Raw genomic sequence first — 15,365 nt, 5'->3', positions numbered from 1 at the left:
TGCATGCAGCCGCCGGCGCTGGTGGAGCCCGCCAGGGTGAGCCAGGTGGAGCAGGCCTTGTCTTCCAGGGCCATGGTCAGGATGTCGGCGGCGCGTGCGGTGTCGCGGCTGGTGAAGCTCATCTGCCGCATCGAGTCGATGATCGGACGGGCGTCGTACTGGTCGATGCTCACGTGCTCGACGGTGGTCGAGAGCAGCTCGGCCTTGCGGTTCGTGTTTTGAACGTCAGCGTTCATTCTCTTGATCCTCAGGAGTTTGAGCGCCCGTCCGTGGAAAAGGAGCCCAGCCGGGACGGAGCGACCGGCTGGACCATCAACAACTGAGCGGGCGGTTATTTCCGCCGACGCTTCTTCCCGCGCGCCCGTGACAGCTTCACGACGTTGTGGTTTTCCGTCTTCGGCACCGAGATCGAGCGCTTGGCCAGGCCGAACATGGAGGCCATGGGGGCGTCGTTGACCTCGATGGTCTCGGCGTCGCCGAACCCGTTGAAGCGGGTGTTCATCGCCACGCCATAGGCGCCCAGCATACCGATCTCGACGTAGTCGCCTTCGCCGATGTCCTCGGGCAGCCAGAATGGTCCCGGCATGTGGTCCAGCGAGTCGCAGGTCGGCCCGTAAAAGCGGTAGGGCTTCAGCGCGCCGTCGACCTCGACCGCCTCGCCGGCTTCGCCGCGGAACAGCTTGACCGGGAACGGCCACTTGGTGTGCGCCGCGTCGAACAGGCTGCCGTAGGAGCCGTCGTTCAGATACAGGGCGTCGCCCTTGCGCAGCTCGACCTTGGTGAGGATCGAGGACGCTTCGGCGACCAGCGCGCGGCCGGGCTCGCACCAGAGCTCGGTGGTCTCATGGACCATCATCTCAGCGAAGCCGCGGTCGATGGAGTCGATGTATTCGGCCAGCGCTGGCGGCGTCATGCCCGGATAGACGGACGGAAATCCGCCGCCCACGTCGACCACATCGGCGAACACGCCAGCGCGGACCAGCGCGCGCGAGGCCTGGCTCATCGCCGCCTGATAGGCGGTCGGACGCATGCACTGGCTGCCCACGTGGAAAGAGACGCCCATCAGGTCCTGGGTGGCGCGGCGCGTGGCCAGCAGCAGGGCCGGAGCCTCGTGGGCCTCGACGCCGAACTTGCCGGACAGGGAATAGGCCGCGCCGTCAGCGGCCACCGCCAGGCGCACGATCAGGTTGAGGTCCTTGGCGCCGTCCGTCGCCTCGAGGATCTTCGCCAGCTCCTCATGGGTGTCGAGCGAGAAGGTGCGCACGCCGTGGTCGAAGTAGGCGGCCGCGATCGCGCGCCGGCTCTTCACCGGGTGCATGAACGCCATGCGCGAACCGGGCGCATATTGGGCCACCAGCTCGATCTCGGGGACCGAAGCCACGTCGAACGACCTCACCCCATTCGCGGCCAGGGTCTCGATGACCCATGGCGAAGGGTTCGCTTTCACAGCGTAGAAGACGTCGCCTTTGAAATTCGCCTGGAACCAGTTCGCCGCTACGGCCACCGCATCCGGTCGCGCGATGGCGACAGGACGTTCCGGGGATCGCTCACGGACCAGGTCCAGGGGCGTATGATACGTGTGCAATGCACGTAGCCCCCAATGGATAGTTGAACCCAATCCGGCGTTAGCAGCGCTTTTCAGGACATCGGGTCCGCCGGAACGGTGCGAAATAGGGGCATCGGACCCGGATGTAAAGAGTTCTGCGCATGCAAGCGTGCGCAGGCGGTTGTCGCGACGGTAGACCGATCGGCGAAGCGCATGCCATGAAGCAGCGGAGCGTCTTCGGCGCGGTCTTCGGGGGAGCATGGCCGGGATGGCCGACGCTGCGGTCTTGTCCGTGCGCAATGTGTCGAAAAGCTTCGGCGAGCGCCGTGCGCTGGCCGGGGTGTCGTTGCAGGTCGCCCGCGGGGAAATGATCGCCCTGATCGGCCCGTCGGGCTCCGGCAAGTCGACCCTGCTGCGCTCGATCAGCGGGCTTCAGGCCATCGATCCCGGCGAGGGCGTCATCGAGGCGTTCGGCGAGACCGTCCAGGCCCGCGGCAAGATCAGCGACAAGGTCCGCCAGGTGCGCGCCCGCATCGGCTTCATCTTCCAGCAGTTCAACCTGGTCGGCCGTCTGACCCTGTTCACCAACGTGGTGCTGGGCGCGCTGGGGCGGCTGCCCGGCTGGCGCGGCGTGCTGGGCCTTTGGCCGGCGGACACCCGCGCCCAGGCGATGGCCGCGTTGGCCCGGGTGGGCGTCGCCGACTACGCCGCCCAGCGGGCCGGCACGCTCTCCGGCGGCCAGCAGCAGCGTGCGGCGATCGCCCGCGCCCTGGTGCAGCGCGCCGAGGTGGTCCTGGCGGACGAGCCCGTGGCCTCGCTGGATCCGGTCTCGGCGCGTCGGGTGATGGAGACCTTGAGCGAACTGAACCGCGACGACGGCCTGACGGTCGTGGTCACCCTGCACCAGGTGGATTACGCGCTGCGGTACTGCCGCCGAGTGGTGGCGCTGAAGGCGGGTCTGGTGGTCTATGACGGTCCGCCGAGCGGCCTCGACCGCGACCGGCTGGTCGACATCTACGGTCCGGAATTCGAAGACGTCTTCTGGGAAGGAGCGCCGCAATGAACCTGCGCCTGACGGCCGTCCTGGCCCTGGCTCTGCTGGCCCTGGCGGGCTGTTCGCCAAAACCGTCCGAGACCAAGGGCGAGACGCCGAAAGAGCTGACCTTCTCGATCCTGTCGGCGGAGAACCAGTCGTCGATGCAGCCGCTGTGGCAGCCGCTGATCGACGACATGTCCGCCAGCATCGGCATCAAGGTGAAGCCGTTCTTCGCCACCAACTACACCTCGTTGATCGAGGCGATGCGCTTCAACCAGGTCCAGGTGGGCTGGTTCTCGGCGCTGCCGGCGCTGGAGGCGGTGCGCCGGGCCGACGCCCAGGTGCTGGGTCGGGTGGTCGATTCCGGCGGCGTGGATTCCTACGAATCCGTGCTGATCGTGAAGAAGGGTAGCGGCATCACCCTCGATCGCGTCCTGAAGTGCGACAAGACGCTGACCTTCGGTCTGGGAGACGCGAAGTCGACCTCGGGCACGCTGGCGCCCAAGACCTACCTGTTTACGCCGCGAGGCATCGACGTCGCGGCTTGCTTCAAGTCGGTACGCTCTGCGAGCCACCAGGCGAACGTGTTCTCCGTGGCCAACGGCGTGCTGGACGTCGCCACGAACAACAGCGTCGGCCTGGTGTTCGCGGCGCGGGAGAACCCGGCGATCGCCAACAAGATCGAGACCATCTGGCGCTCGCCGCCTTTGCCTGAATCCTCGATCCTGGCGCGCAAGGACCTGGACCCGGCGATCCGCGAGAAGCTGCGGCAGTTTTTCCTGACCTACGGGACCGGTGACGGACCGGTGGCCGACAAGCAGCGCGAGGTGCTGAAGGGCCTCGCCTACGGCGGCTTCCGCGCCGCCGACGACAGCTACCTAGACCCGATCCGCGAGATGGAGGCGGGCGAGGCGCTGGCCGACGCCAAGCGCAGCGGGGACGCCGGCCGAGTGGCCACGGCGCAGAAGGCCTTCGACGACATCCGCGCCAAAGCCGCACAGCGCCGCGCAGTCAATCCAGACCTGTAGATGAGCACGCCCACGCCGCTTTCTGGGGGGATACCGCCCCCGCCCAGCCGCAGCCTGGCGCAGCGCGCGCCGGACATGCTGGTCTGGGGCGCGGTGATCGTGCTGCTGGTGATCAGCTTCAAGCCGGTGGAGATGTCCAACCTCGGCCGGCTGTTCTCCAACTCCGAGAACATGCGGCAGTACGGGGCCGAGCTGCTGCGGCCGGACTTCACCAACATCGGACTCTACGTCTCGCAGATGTGGCTGACCGTGCAGATCGCCATGTGGGGCACGGGTCTGGCGGTGTTGCTGGCGATCCCGTTCGGCCTGGTCTGCTCGCGCAACATCTCACCGCCCTGGCTGCAACAGCCGATGCGATTGCTGATGAACCTGCTGCGCTCGATCCCCGATCTGGTGATCGGCACCTTCTTCATCGTCGCCGTGGGACTGGGGCCGTTCGCGGGCGTCCTGGCGCTGGCGATCAACACCGGCGGCGTGCTGGCCAAGCTGTTCTCCGAGGCCGTCGAGGCGATCGACCGCGGACCGGTGGAAGGCGTCCGCGCCACCGGCGCCGCGCCGCTGCAGGAGGTGGTCTGGGCGGTGATCCCTCAGGTGGCGCCGCTATGGGCGTCCTACGCGCTGTACCGGTTCGAATCCAATTCGCGCGCCGCGACCGTGCTGGGGCTGATCGGCGCCGGCGGCATCGGCCAGGTGCTGTTCGAGTCGCTGAACGCCTTCGCCTATCAGGAACTATCGACGATCATCATCGTGATCATCGTGGCGGTGTCGCTGATCGATCTTCTGTCGCAGGCCATGCGCAGCCGCCTGATCTGAACGATCGTCCGTAGACGGATCGACTGTCACAAAACCGAAGCCGGTTTGTCGCGAAACTTTGCGCGGACCGTCACGGGACGTCGTTAAGCCGCCCCTACCCTGAATGGGTACGGGGATAGGCAAAGGACTTCAAAAATGAATATCAAGACCTCGCTGTTCGGCGGGGCCGGCGCAGGCGTCATCCTTGCGCTTGGCCTCGGCACGAGCGCGCATGCGCAGGACACCACGGTCGCCTGGAAGGGCGCGCCGCAATGGACCAACGATACCGTCACGTTCAAGGTGCGCGGCCGGGTCTATATGGATGCCATCCACCAGGAGGTCGATCGCCAAACGGGCGCAGATCTGACTGCTGATGTGTCGCGCGTTCGCACTGCACGCCTGGGCGTAGAGGGCACGTGGAATGCGAACTGGGCCTACAAAGCCGAAGCGTCGGTTTCTAGCGCTGGAGGCACTACGCAGTGGGAGGACCTGATCCTCGAATATAAGCCCAACGACACTACCTCGATAATGGTCGGCAATTTTAAGACCGTGTCGTTCGAGAACATCTCGTCCTCGCGCTACATCACTTTCATGGAGCGCGGACCCTTCAATGACGCGCTGGACGTCGGCCGTGTGATGAACGTCGCTGTGAAGCTAAACGGCGAGACGTGGACGGCGATGGCGGCGGTGTCTGGAGACTCGGTCAACGCAGCGGACCCGGCGCAAGGGCCGACCGGCGGTAGCGAGACCTTCGGTGCGAACGCGCGCGTAACGTGGGTTCCGATCAACGCCGACGCCACCAAACTGCACTTGGGCGCCTGGGCGCGTTATCGCGATCGCCAGGACCAAGCCAACTTCAACTACCAGGTCCGCAACAATACCAATTACGGCGCCCGCTACACCTCTAGCGGCGCGGTCGGCGTCTCGGATCGCATGATCGGTCTGGAGGGCTTGTTCATCCAAGGTCCATTCTCGGTCCAGGCCGAGTGGGCGAACGTGGATGTAGACCGGCTGGCAGGCCTGAATCAGGACTTCCGCACCTTCTATGTGGCCGGCTCCTGGTTCGTGACCGGCGAGATGCGAAACCTGGACGTCAAAAAGGGTGAACTTGGGCGGACCCGCATCCTCAACCCGATGACCAGCGGCGGGTTCGGCGCGGTGGAACTGGCCGCTCGCTACGACAACGTCGATCTGACGAAAATCACCGGCGCGCCAACCACGGCAGGCGAGTATTCAGCCTGGACGCTGGGCGCGAACTGGTATCCGCACCCCTACGTCCGCTTCATGGCGAACTATACGAAGTCCGAGAACGACAATCCGGCTGTCGGCGCTGACGTGGACGTCGAGACCCTGCAGTTTCGAGCGCAGTTCGACTTCTAGATAACCCCAGGCGGCTCTGCCTTAGGGGCAAGGCCGACCGTTTCGAGGAGAACCTCATGATCAAGCAACTGATGGGATGTGCCGCTGCCGCGGCCCTGCTCCTGCCGGCCACCGGGGCGCAAGCCGCCCGCGACTACGTGTGGGCGGCGGGATCGTCCACCGTCTTCCCGTTCGTGACGCGGGTGGCGGAGAACTACGCCAAGAAGACCGGCTCGAAGGCCCCCAAGGTCGAGAGCCTGGGCACCGGCGGCGGCATCAAGCTGTTCTGCAGCGGCGTCGGCGACGCCTTCCCGGACATCGCCAACGCCTCGCGGCCGATGAAGAAGTCCGAGTTCGACCAATGCGCCGCCAAGGGTGTGAAGGACATCGTTCAGATCAAGATCGGCTTCGATGGCATCGTCGTGGCCACCGACAAGGAAGGCCCGAGCTACAACTTCAAGCTCGAGCACCTTTACCTGGGCCTCGCCGCCAACGTCCTTCGCGGCGGCAAATTCGTGCCCAACCCCTACACCACCTGGGATGAAGTCGGTTCGGGCCTGCCCGGCAACCGCATCCAGGTCTACGGCCCGCCGCCGACGTCGGGCACCCGAGACGCTTTCCTGGAATTGGGAATCGAAGCGGGTGCGCGCAAGTTCCCGACAGCCGATGAACTGCGCTCGAACAACGAGAAGAAGTTCAAGGAAATGGTCGACCCGCTGCGTAAGAACGGCTGGATCGACGCAGGCGAAAACGACAACGCCATCGTCCAGACCCTGACCAAGACGCCGGGCGCGCTGGGCGTGTTCGGCTACTCCTTCCTCGAGGAGAATATGGACAAGGTTAAGGGCGCGTCGGTCAACGGCGTGGCGCCGACGGCAGGCGCGATCTCCGACGGCTCCTACCCGCTGTCGCGCTCGCTCTACATCTACGTGAAGAAGGCCCATGTCGGCGTCACCAAGGGGCTGCCGGAGTTCATGCAAGAGCTAGTTTCGGACGCAGCGACCGGGCGTGGGGGCTATCTGCAGTCGCGGGGCTTGATCCCGCTACCCCAGAGCCAGCACGATGCCCAGAAGCAGGCGATCGCCAAGCTCACGCCCATGGCCCGCCCGACGTCCTGATCAGACGCCGATCCGCTCGATTCGATCAAAGCCGTCGCGGCTCACCCCGCGGCGGCTTTTTTTCGTGGCGCCGCGCCTGCGGTTGCGGCCGTTGGGCGCGCCACCTCCCACGTTGCACGGGGAGTTGCCGCAAGCGAAAGACTGAAGGGGCGCGCTGCGGCTCAGGCGACCGACGGGCGGCGGCGGACCCGGGCGAGGCGGCGCAGGCGGCGCCAGAAGCGGGTCTTCTCCGGCTCCGGATAGGGCTGGAGGTTGCGCAGGAAATCCTCGGCGCAGGCGCGCCAGGAGAAGGTCTCGGCGAAGGCGCGGACCACCGAACGATCCAGCTTCAGCGCGTCCAGACAGGCCTCGCGTAGGCCCTCGGTGGCGCTGTGGGCCAGCACGCCCGCGCCGGAATTGGGGATCAGGTCGATCGGGCCGGGCGCCGGATAGGCCGCCACCGGGGTGCCGGCGGCCATCGCCTCGAGGATCACCAGGCCGAAGGTGTCGGTGAGCGACGGGAAGACGAATACGTCGGCGCAGGCGAAGTGGGCGGCCAATTCGTCCCCGAATTTGGCGCCGACGAACTTCGCGTCCGGATGCTCGACGATCAGGTCCTCGCGCTGCGGGCCGTCGCCGACCACCACCTTGGTCCCGGGCAGGTTCAGGCCGAGGAAAGCCTCGATGTTCTTCTCGACGGCGACGCGGCCGACATAAAGGAACACCGGCCTGGCGAGGCCCTCGAAGATGTCCGGCTCGTGCTCGGCGCGCGGGTGGAAGCTGTTGGTGTCAACACCGCGCGACCAGGCGGAGATGTTGCGGAAGCCGTGGCGCGCGAGCTCGTCGCGCATGGTCGGCGTGGCGACCATCAGGCGGCCCGACGGCTTGTGGAACCACTTCATGTAGGCGTAGCCGGCGGCCAGCGGCAGCGGCAGGCGGGCAGACACGTATTCCGGGAAGCGGGTGTGATAGCTGGTGGTGAAAGGTAGCTTCCATTCCACGCAGATGCGCCGCGCGGCGAGGCCGATGGGCCCTTCAGTGGCGATGTGCACGGCCTCGGGCTCGAAGGCCTTGAAGCGTTCCTGCACCGGCTCATAGGCGCCCAGAGCCACCTTGATCTCCGGATAGGTGGGCAGCGGAAAGGTCTTGAACTGGTCGGGGCTGACCACCTCGACGGTGTGGCCCATCTCGCGCAGCTCCTGGACGACGCGGGTCAGGGTGCGCACGACGCCGTTGACCTGCGGCTCCCAGGCGTCGGTGGCCAGCAGGATGCGCATCGGGCGCTGGGCGTCCCGGGGCGCGGTGATCGCGTCGCGCAGGCGCGCGGGCCTGGGCCGCACGGGCGGCGCATCCGCCTGTGCCGCCTGGGTCTGCAGCCAGGCCCAGAAGGCGCCCAGCAGCGCTTCCTTGGTTGGGAAGTGGCGATAGACGGTGCGCTCGCCGACGCCGGCCGCCTTGGCGACCTCGGCGTAGCTCAGGTCCTCAAGCGGGCCTGCCTCGATCAGGCGCGCCACGGCCCGCAGAATCTGTTCTCGGGTCGCGGCCTTCTGGCGATCGCGCAGGGTCGCGGGCATCGGCGGGATCATGGCAGGGGAACTGCCTTCAATTCGACGGGGCTGTCAACGCGCGCTCAGGCGAGCGCCGGCTCCGGCTCGGCGTTCGCCAGGCCGCGCGCGGCGTGGACTGCGGCGAGGGGCCGCGCCTTGGCCCAGTCGAGGATCTCCAGCCGGCCGTCGTCGTGCTCGACCAGCGCGGTGCAGCTTTCCACCCAGTCGCCGTCGTTCACATAGAGCACGCCGTCGATCATCCGCATCTCGGCCTTGTGGATGTGGCCACAGATCACCCCGTCGACGCCACGGCGTCGCGTTTCGTCGGCGAGCGCGGTCTCGAAGCCATCGATGAACTGCAGCGCATTTTTCACCCGACCCTTCAGGTAGGCCGAGAGGCTCCAGTAGCCGAGGCCGAGGCGCCTGCGCAGGCGGTTGAAGGTCGTGTTGGCGGCGAGCAGAGCGCAGTAGGCCGCGTCCCCCAGATGCGCCAGCCACGGCGCATAGCGGACCACGCCGTCGAACTCGTCGCCATGGGTGACCAGGAACCGGCGGCCGTCGGCGGTCTGGTGGATCGTGTCGCGCGCCACTACCACGCCGCCAAAGTGGATGCCGCAAAAGTCACGCACCTGATCGTCGTGGTTGCCGGGGATGTAGATCACTTCGACGCCGCGCCGGGCGAGGCGCAGGATCTTCTGCACCACATCGTTGTGGCTCTGCGGCCAGAACCAGCCACGCTTCATCTTCCAACCGTCGACAATGTCTCCAACCAGATAGAGTCGGTCAAACTCGGTGAGGCGGATGAAGTCCAGCAGAAGCTCCGCCTGACAGCCACGCGTGCCGAGGTGGACGTCGGAAATGAACACGCTACGATAACGCTGTAATCCGAAATCGGGCATGCCCCGCCCCTAGAGCCCTAATCTGCCTGCGGGTTAAGCTGATTTTGCGTCGCTTTCGTGAAACAGCAGCTCTGCGCTAGCGTGTCGCAGGGGAGGGCTGGTAGACGTTGCGGCGATCCTCCCCGATCGCTCGTTGTCATACGATGGACGCCAGAACCTATTCCCCCAAGCAGACGCCGAAATCCCGGCGTACCCGATCACGCATTCTCGATGCAGCCATGAAGCTGTTCGCGGAGGTGGGGTACCACGCCGCGACCAATGGCCTGATCGCCGATGCGGCGAAGCTGACGCGCGGGGCGATGCTCTATCATTTCGCCGGACGCGAGGAGCTGGTTCAGGCCGCCGTCGCGCACATCGAGGTCGAACGCGCGCGACTGTTCGAGGAAGCCGCTTCCAAGCCCGCCTCGCCGGGCGGCGACGCCACTGAGCAGGCGATCGACGCCTACTGGGCGCTGCTGCACACTGCGCCGTTCGTGGCCTTCGCCGAACTCGAATCCGCGGCGCGCACGGACCCGATGCTGCGCGAGCGGCTGTCGGCGGCGCAGAACGCCTTCGACCGCGCCCAGGTGGGCGAGCGCTTCCTGGCGCTGGCCCAGGCCGGCGGCGGCGCGCGCTTCCAGGCCAGCCGCGACCTCGGACGCTTCCTGCTCGAGGGCCTGGCGCGCGGCGCGCTGACCTACGATCAGGATGCGCGGCGCGAACGGCTGCTGGCGATCGTCAAGCGCGCGGTGCGGATGCTGAACCGCAAAGGCGACGTCCAAGACCTCTGGCCCGAGTAGGACGCCCTTTCCTCACTGACGTCACCCTCGAGCCAAGCCGGGAATGACGTGCCGTGGATGTTGGGTCTCAGACCCTGATGTCGAGCAGCGAGCCTGGGCGCAGGATGCGGGTCGGCGCGGGCGCCTCCGGATCGGGGATCCGTTGGACCGCCGCGGGCGCCACGGCCTGAGCTTGGGCAGGAACCACGGGATTGGGCGCAGGCGTGCGGCCGAGCGCGGCCTCGAAGAACGCTCGTTGTGCGGCGTCGCGCGCCGGGTCGCTGCGCTGGACGGCCGGGGAGTCGGTGATCGCGGGCGGGCGGATCGGGGTCACGGGGCGCGGGTCCGGTGAGCGGGATTAACCTTGCGCTTACCATGTTGGCGCGCTGCTCAACAGCTGGTTAACGGGCCTTGGCGAGCAGCGCCTGCGCCTGGCTGAGCGACATCGGTCCGGAGTGCTTGGCGGCGATGACGCCGTCGGCGCGCACGGCGAAGGTCTCGGGCACGCCGGTGACCCCGAACTCGATGCCGCCGCGGCCATCGCGATCCACCAGGCGCGCGGCGAACGGGTCGCCCAGGCGATCGAGGAAGGCCTGGGCGTTCTGCGGCGCGTCCTTGTAGGCGACGCCGATGATGCGCACGCCACTGGCCTTCAGGGCGACGAGGGCCGGTTGCTCCACCTCGCAGGGCGCGCACCAGGAGGCGTAGAAGTTGACCAGGGCCGGGCCGTCGCCCAGCGCCGCGCGCAGGGGCCGGGCGACGCCGCCATCGAGGTCGGGCAAGGTCAGCGCCGGGACCGGCTTGCCGACCAGCGCCTGGGGCTCGACGTGCGGATTGCGGTTGAGGGCGTAGAGGGCGAATAGCGCGCCGAGCGCCGCCAGGGCGATCAACGGCAGGGCGGCCAGCCAGCGCTTCACGTCGTGTCCCTGGGCGCGTCCTTGCGGACCTCCCCGGCGCGGGCGCGCCAGCGCCTCGCATGCGCGAGCGACAGCCCGATCATCGCCACGAACACCAGGGCCGTTGCGGCGTAGGCCGGCCAGACGTAGGCGGCGTAGGGTGCGGGGTCGAGGTCGAGCATGCGACCCTCAGCCCCGCGCCGCGCGCATGGCGGCGGCCTCGGCGCGTCGGCGCCACAACTCCGCGCGGATACGCACCAGCCACAACGCGCCGAACGCCCCCATGTAGGCGAGCGCCATCAGCAGCAGCGGCCAAAGGTACACCGCCGCCATCGTCGGGCCCTGGGCGCGGAACACCGAGGCGCCCTGGTGCAGGGTGTTCCACCAGTTCACCGACCAGTGGACGATCGGCAGGTTGACCAAGCCGACCAGGGCCAGGATCGCCGCGGCGCGCGCGCTCTTGGCCTCGTCGTCCATAGCGCCGCGCAACGCGATGTAGGCCAGGTAGAACAGGAACAGCACCAGCACCGAGGTCAGGCGCGCGTCCCACACCCACCAGGCGCCCCACATCGGCCGTCCCCAGAGCGCGCCGGTGACCAGGGCGAGGAAGGTGAAGGCCGCGCCGAGCGGAGCCGCGGCCTGGGCGGCGGCGTCGGCCAGCACGTGTCGGAACACCAGCGACAGCAGGCTGGCGCCCCCCAGGCAGAGGTAGACGAACAGGCTCATCCAGGCGGCGGGAACATGGATGAACATGATCCGCACCGTGTCGCCCTGCTGGTAGTCCTCGGGCGCGGTGAAGCCGAGCCACAGGCCAGCCAGCGCGAGCCCTGTAGCGATCACGCCGAACAACGGCGCCGCCCAGCGCGAGAACGCCATGAACCGCTCCGGATTGGACAGGAAGGCGGGCGCCGGGATCATGCGGCGGGCTTAGCCTCCGGCGCGGTCTATGCCAATGGGTTGAAGCCCATCGGCCGTTCAGGCACGACGCGTCGATGACACCCCTCCGCCTTCCCCTGCTGCGGGGCCCCACGCCGGTTTCGTTCTCCACAGGCTGCCGCGCAGCGCTCAGCGCCGTCGCAGTGGTGGCGATCACCGGTTTTGCAGCCCATGCCGCGGTGGTCGGAGACCTGCGTCTCGAACCCTTACTCGCTCCGCCGATCGGCGCCTCGGCGGTGCTGATCTGCGCGGTTCCTGCAAGTCCCCTGGCCCAGCCGCGCGCCGTGATCGGCGGCAATGTCCTGTCGGGACTGGTGGGGCTGGGCTGCGCGATGGCGATCCACCAGCCGATCCTCGCCGCCGCCGTCGCCGTGGGCGCGGCGATCCTGGTGATGCTGATGCTCGGATGCCTGCACCCGCCCGGAGGCGCGGTCGCGCTGGGCGCAGCTCTGGCGAGCGCTCCAAGCCTCGAGACCGTTGTCGGGCCGGTTGCGTTGTGTTCGGTCCTGCTGGTCCTCTCATCAACGGTGGCCGTGAAGCTGAGCGGGCGCAGCTATCCGCACCGCGCGCATCTGCCAGCCAGCCCGCATGGGACACATGACCGTCCACCCAGCGAGCGCGGCGGATTCACCTCCGCCGATATCGACGCAGCCTTGGCCCAGTACGGCGAACTGCTGGACGTCAGCCGCGAAGATCTCGACGCCCTGTTCCATCAGGTTGAGATCCAGGCCAGCCGGCGCATCCATTCGCAGATCCGCTGCGAAGAGATCATGTCCCGAGACGTGGTGGCGCTCGACGCTCATCAGAGCTGCGAGAGCGCGCTTGCCTACCTTCGCCAGCACGACTTGCGGGTAGCCCCTGTGATCGACGATCGCCGTCGCGTCGTGGGCATGGCGCGCCGCGCCGAGCTCGCAGCCGGGCGTAGCCGACCGGTGGAGAGTGTGATCGACCCGTTCGTGCACCGCGTTCCACCGCGCGCGGCGATCGAGACGTTGTTCCCGCTCCTGTCCAGCGGCAAGGCGCACGAGGTGATGGTGGTGGACGCCGACCGCGTGCTCCTGGGCGTGATCACCCAGACCGATCTACTGGCGGTGCTCTACCGGGCCCATGTCGTCGAGGCGGTTGTGGCCGGCAGAGAACGCCAAGGCGGTTCGCTACCTTGACATATGAAGGTCAGGTCTGCGCGGTCAGGGAAGGTCTCTAGGCGGGACGACGGCGATCTCTTCGGGGGTCAGCTTGCGCAGCGACTTCGCGATCAGCGGCTGGCGGAAGCCGTCACGGTCGGACAGCGTCAGGTCGAGATCGATGGCCGAGCAGATCCAGGTGGAGCCGCGCATCTCGTTGACCAGGAACCGGTTGGGGCTCTTGTTGACGTGCACGCCCGGGGTCAGGTCGACCCGCCAGATGTCTCTCCCGCTCACCCGCAACAGCAGGAAGTCGCTGTCGCCCGGCGCGCTCCAGCCCTGCCAGCTGTTGCTGACGAAGCAGTTGCGCTCAGGCTTCGGCGCGTCGGCGGCGGAGGCCGTGGACGCGGCGATCGCCAGGACGGCGGCGGCTGAGACGATGAGTGCGCGCATGGCGTGGACCTTCGGAAGCTCTCTCGTCAGCTCGACGATACTCTTCCAAACGTCCGGGACGAACAGCCGTTCATCGCGCAGGGGCGCTAGCCCTGCCAGCCGCCTACATCATGCTGAGCGCGGCGATGACCTTGGTCAGTTCCTGGCGGCGGGGGTTCTCGACGCCGAGCGCCATGTACTCTTCGATGCACAGGTCAGGCGCCAGTGCGCCGTATTGCTTCAGGCGCTCTTCGGCTTCTGCAAAGGCGCGGGCGTTGGCGAGTTCCAGGGACATGCCCATGTGATTGTCTCCCGATGATACGGCCTGCTGGCCGGTGAATCGGGAGGAGCAATCTTCGCGCCACAGGCGAGCAGGCGCCGTTGCGTCAGTCGTACCAGGCGCGCCCGGCCCGCTCGATCAGCGCGAAGGCGCCGGCGGGGCCCCAGCTTCCGGCGGCGTAGGGCTTGGCGGCGAGGCCGGCGTCGCGCCAGGACTCGGCGATGCCGTCGATCCAGCGCCAGGCTGCCTCCACCTCGTCGCGGCGCACGAACAGGGTCGAGGCCCCGTTGACCACATCCAGCAACAGCCGCTCGTAGGCGATGCGCCGGCGCGCGCCGGGACCGGAGTAGGCGCGCAGCAGCGACAGCGACAGCGGCATGGCCTGCAGGCGCATGGACCCCTGCGACAGACCCGGCGACTTGTTCATCAGGGTGAGTTCGATGTCCTCGTCGGGTTGCAGGTCGATGACCAGGCGGTTGGCGGTGAGGTCGGCCTTGGCCGCGCCGCCGAAGATCGAGTGTGGCACCTCCTTGAACTGGATGGCGATCTGGGTGCGGCGCTCGGGCAGGCGCTTGCCGGTGCGCAGGAAGAACGGCACGCCGGCCCAGCGCCAGTTGTCGATGTCGGCGCGGAGGGCCACGAACGTCTCGGTGGGGCTGGGCTGGCCGCGCTCTGTCTCATAGCCCTGGGCGGTTTCCCCGCCGACCACGCCGGCCGCGTACTGGCCGCGCACGCTGGAGCTCTGCGCCTCGGCGCGGGTGAAGGGGCGCAGCGAGCGCAACACCTTGACCTTCTCGTTACGCACGGAGTCGGGCTCGAGGTCGACGGGCGGCTCCATGGCCACCAGGCAGAGCAGTTGCAGCATGTGGTTCTGCACCATGTCGCGCAGGGCGCCGTACTCGTCGTAGTAGGGCCAGCGCTCGCCGACGCCCTCGGTCTCGGCGACGGTGATCTGCACGTGGTCGATGGTGAGATTGTTCCACAGCGGCTCGAACAGGGCGTTGGCGAAGCGCAGGGCGATAAGGTTCTGCACCGTCTCCTTGCCCAGGTAGTGGTCGATGCGGAAAATCCGGTCTTCGGAGAACACCGCGCCGACCGCGGCGTTGATCTGGCGCGAGGTTTCCAGGTCGCGGCCGATAGGCTTCTCCAGCACGATGCGAGTGCGCTCGTTGACCAGGCCCGCGTCGGCCAGCGCCGAACAGACCCGCCCGTACAGGCTGGGCGACAGAGCCAGGTAGAACATCGGTCGTCGGGCGTCGGCCAGCAGCGGCTTCAGCGCCTGCAGACCCTCGGGCCGCGTGGCGTCGGCGGCGGCGTAGTCTAGGCGGGCGGCAAACCGCGTCCAATCCGCGTCGCAAAGCCCCTGCGCGGCCCGCTCGCACACCGCCTGTCGGGCCATCTCGACGAAGGCGTCGCGGTCCATCTCGGCGCGTGCGGTTGCGACGATGCGCAGGCCTTCGGGCAGGAAGCCGTCGACGTCGAGGAAGTAGAGCGACGGCAGCAGCATGCGCTGCGCCAGGTCCCCCGTGCCGCCGAACAGCACGATGATGTCGGCTTGGGATTCGGGCATGGCGTGCACCTTCTGCTCACAAGAACGCGAAGCGCGAGATAGCGTCGAACGCGCCTTGCAACGTC

18 protein-coding genes and 1 pseudogene are annotated in these 15,365 nt (G+C 67.7%); 7 read left to right on the top strand and 12 right to left on the bottom strand.

Going from position 1 to position 15,365, the window contains the following annotated elements; translation table 11 throughout:
- On the bottom strand, positions 1–236 hold a 236-nt coding region (locus Q8R27_RS00650; RefSeq protein ID WP_305697195.1), incomplete at its 3' end, for a deoxyhypusine synthase family protein.
- Positions 237–331: 95 nt separating this feature from the next.
- Complete coding sequence (locus Q8R27_RS00645) at positions 332–1,585, bottom strand: type III PLP-dependent enzyme (protein ID WP_305697194.1); 1,254 nt, start codon at positions 1,583–1,585, stop codon at positions 332–334.
- 229 nt (positions 1,586–1,814) lie between these two features.
- Between Q8R27_RS00645 and phnC the strand changes: the two genes are divergently transcribed.
- The 5 genes from phnC (at position 1,815) to Q8R27_RS00620 (ending at position 6,879) form a co-directional block, all read left to right on the top strand.
- Entirely contained in the window at positions 1,815–2,609 is a 795-nt protein-coding gene (phnC, locus tag Q8R27_RS00640; protein WP_305697193.1) for a phosphonate ABC transporter ATP-binding protein, read from the top strand.
- Positions 2,606–3,610 carry a phosphate/phosphite/phosphonate ABC transporter substrate-binding protein gene (gene phnD / locus Q8R27_RS00635; RefSeq protein WP_305697192.1) on the top strand — a complete coding sequence of 335 codons (1,005 nt, stop codon included), beginning with the start codon at positions 2,606–2,608 and terminating at the stop codon, positions 3,608–3,610. Before phnC ends, phnD begins: the two co-directional genes overlap by 4 nt.
- Complete coding sequence (gene phnE / locus Q8R27_RS00630) at positions 3,611–4,423, top strand: phosphonate ABC transporter, permease protein PhnE (protein ID WP_305594919.1); 813 nt, start codon at positions 3,611–3,613, stop codon at positions 4,421–4,423.
- Between the two features lie 135 nt (positions 4,424–4,558).
- Positions 4,559–5,782: an OprO/OprP family phosphate-selective porin gene (locus tag Q8R27_RS00625; RefSeq protein WP_305697191.1), complete on the top strand. Its 1,224-nt coding sequence runs from the start codon at positions 4,559–4,561 to the stop codon at positions 5,780–5,782.
- A gap of 59 nt (positions 5,783–5,841) precedes the next feature.
- Positions 5,842–6,879: a substrate-binding domain-containing protein gene (locus tag Q8R27_RS00620; RefSeq protein ID WP_305697197.1), complete on the top strand. Its 1,038-nt coding sequence runs from the start codon at positions 5,842–5,844 to the stop codon at positions 6,877–6,879.
- 161 nt (positions 6,880–7,040) lie between these two features.
- On the opposite strand, the gene Q8R27_RS00615 is transcribed toward Q8R27_RS00620, so the two are convergent.
- The 3 genes and pseudogenes from Q8R27_RS00615 to Q8R27_RS00605 all read right to left on the bottom strand — a co-directional run bounded on the left by Q8R27_RS00615 (position 7,041) and on the right by Q8R27_RS00605 (position 9,304).
- Complete coding sequence (locus Q8R27_RS00615; RefSeq protein WP_305697196.1) at positions 7,041–8,135, bottom strand: glycosyltransferase family 1 protein; 1,095 nt, start codon at positions 8,133–8,135, stop codon at positions 7,041–7,043.
- A 123-nt stretch (positions 8,136–8,258) separates the two neighbouring features.
- Positions 8,259–8,432, bottom strand: a pseudogene (locus Q8R27_RS00610) (TetR/AcrR family transcriptional regulator); the annotation flags it as partial.
- A gap of 56 nt (positions 8,433–8,488) precedes the next feature.
- Positions 8,489–9,304, bottom strand: coding sequence for a UDP-2,3-diacylglucosamine diphosphatase (locus tag Q8R27_RS00605; protein ID WP_371134628.1), 816 nt, complete (start codon positions 9,302–9,304; stop codon positions 8,489–8,491).
- A 143-nt stretch (positions 9,305–9,447) separates the two neighbouring features.
- Here Q8R27_RS00605 and Q8R27_RS00600 point away from each other — a divergent pair, with 143 nt between their 5' ends.
- A complete protein-coding gene (locus tag Q8R27_RS00600) occupies positions 9,448–10,083 on the top strand; it encodes a TetR/AcrR family transcriptional regulator (RefSeq protein ID WP_305697190.1) in 636 nt (211 codons plus the stop codon).
- 67 nt (positions 10,084–10,150) lie between these two features.
- Here the strand turns inward: Q8R27_RS00600 and Q8R27_RS00595 are convergent, their stop codons facing one another.
- The 4 genes from Q8R27_RS00595 to ccmC all read right to left on the bottom strand — a co-directional run bounded on the left by Q8R27_RS00595 (position 10,151) and on the right by ccmC (position 11,876).
- On the bottom strand, positions 10,151–10,396 hold the full coding sequence (locus Q8R27_RS00595; RefSeq protein WP_305697189.1) for a hypothetical protein: 246 nt from the start codon (positions 10,394–10,396) through the stop codon (positions 10,151–10,153).
- 67 nt (positions 10,397–10,463) lie between these two features.
- Positions 10,464–10,979 carry a DsbE family thiol:disulfide interchange protein gene (locus tag Q8R27_RS00590; protein WP_305697188.1) on the bottom strand — a complete coding sequence of 172 codons (516 nt, stop codon included), beginning with the start codon at positions 10,977–10,979 and terminating at the stop codon, positions 10,464–10,466.
- Positions 10,976–11,140: a heme exporter protein CcmD gene (gene ccmD, locus Q8R27_RS00585; RefSeq protein WP_305697187.1), complete on the bottom strand. Its 165-nt coding sequence runs from the start codon at positions 11,138–11,140 to the stop codon at positions 10,976–10,978. The genes Q8R27_RS00590 and ccmD overlap by 4 nt, the downstream gene beginning before the upstream one ends.
- Positions 11,141–11,147: 7 nt before the next feature.
- Complete coding sequence (ccmC, locus tag Q8R27_RS00580) at positions 11,148–11,876, bottom strand: heme ABC transporter permease CcmC (RefSeq protein ID WP_305697186.1); 729 nt, start codon at positions 11,874–11,876, stop codon at positions 11,148–11,150.
- A 74-nt stretch (positions 11,877–11,950) separates the two neighbouring features.
- On the opposite strand from ccmC, the gene Q8R27_RS00575 reads away from it, so the two are divergent.
- A complete protein-coding gene (locus Q8R27_RS00575) occupies positions 11,951–13,057 on the top strand; it encodes an HPP family protein (RefSeq protein ID WP_305697185.1) in 1,107 nt (368 codons plus the stop codon).
- Between the two features lie 24 nt (positions 13,058–13,081).
- Here the strand turns inward: Q8R27_RS00575 and Q8R27_RS00570 are convergent, their stop codons facing one another.
- The 3 genes from Q8R27_RS00570 to zwf all read right to left on the bottom strand — a co-directional run bounded on the left by Q8R27_RS00570 (position 13,082) and on the right by zwf (position 15,300).
- Positions 13,082–13,471 carry a hypothetical protein gene (locus Q8R27_RS00570; protein WP_305697184.1) on the bottom strand — a complete coding sequence of 130 codons (390 nt, stop codon included), beginning with the start codon at positions 13,469–13,471 and terminating at the stop codon, positions 13,082–13,084.
- Positions 13,472–13,574: 103 nt separating this feature from the next.
- The gene (locus tag Q8R27_RS00565; RefSeq protein WP_305697183.1) at positions 13,575–13,751 is read right to left on the bottom strand and encodes a hypothetical protein; all 177 of its coding nucleotides are present in this window, start codon (positions 13,749–13,751) and stop codon (positions 13,575–13,577) included.
- Positions 13,752–13,836: 85 nt separating this feature from the next.
- Positions 13,837–15,300, bottom strand: coding sequence for a glucose-6-phosphate dehydrogenase (gene zwf, locus Q8R27_RS00560; RefSeq protein WP_305697182.1), 1,464 nt, complete (start codon positions 15,298–15,300; stop codon positions 13,837–13,839).
- Between the last annotated feature and the right edge of the window lie 65 nt (positions 15,301–15,365).

The organism is Phenylobacterium sp. (assembly GCF_030697305.1).
Classification (GTDB): Bacteria; Pseudomonadota; Alphaproteobacteria; order Caulobacterales; family Caulobacteraceae; genus Phenylobacterium.
The sequence above is the reverse complement of the archived record's forward strand: the minus strand, read 5'-3'. Positions and strand labels throughout refer to the sequence as shown.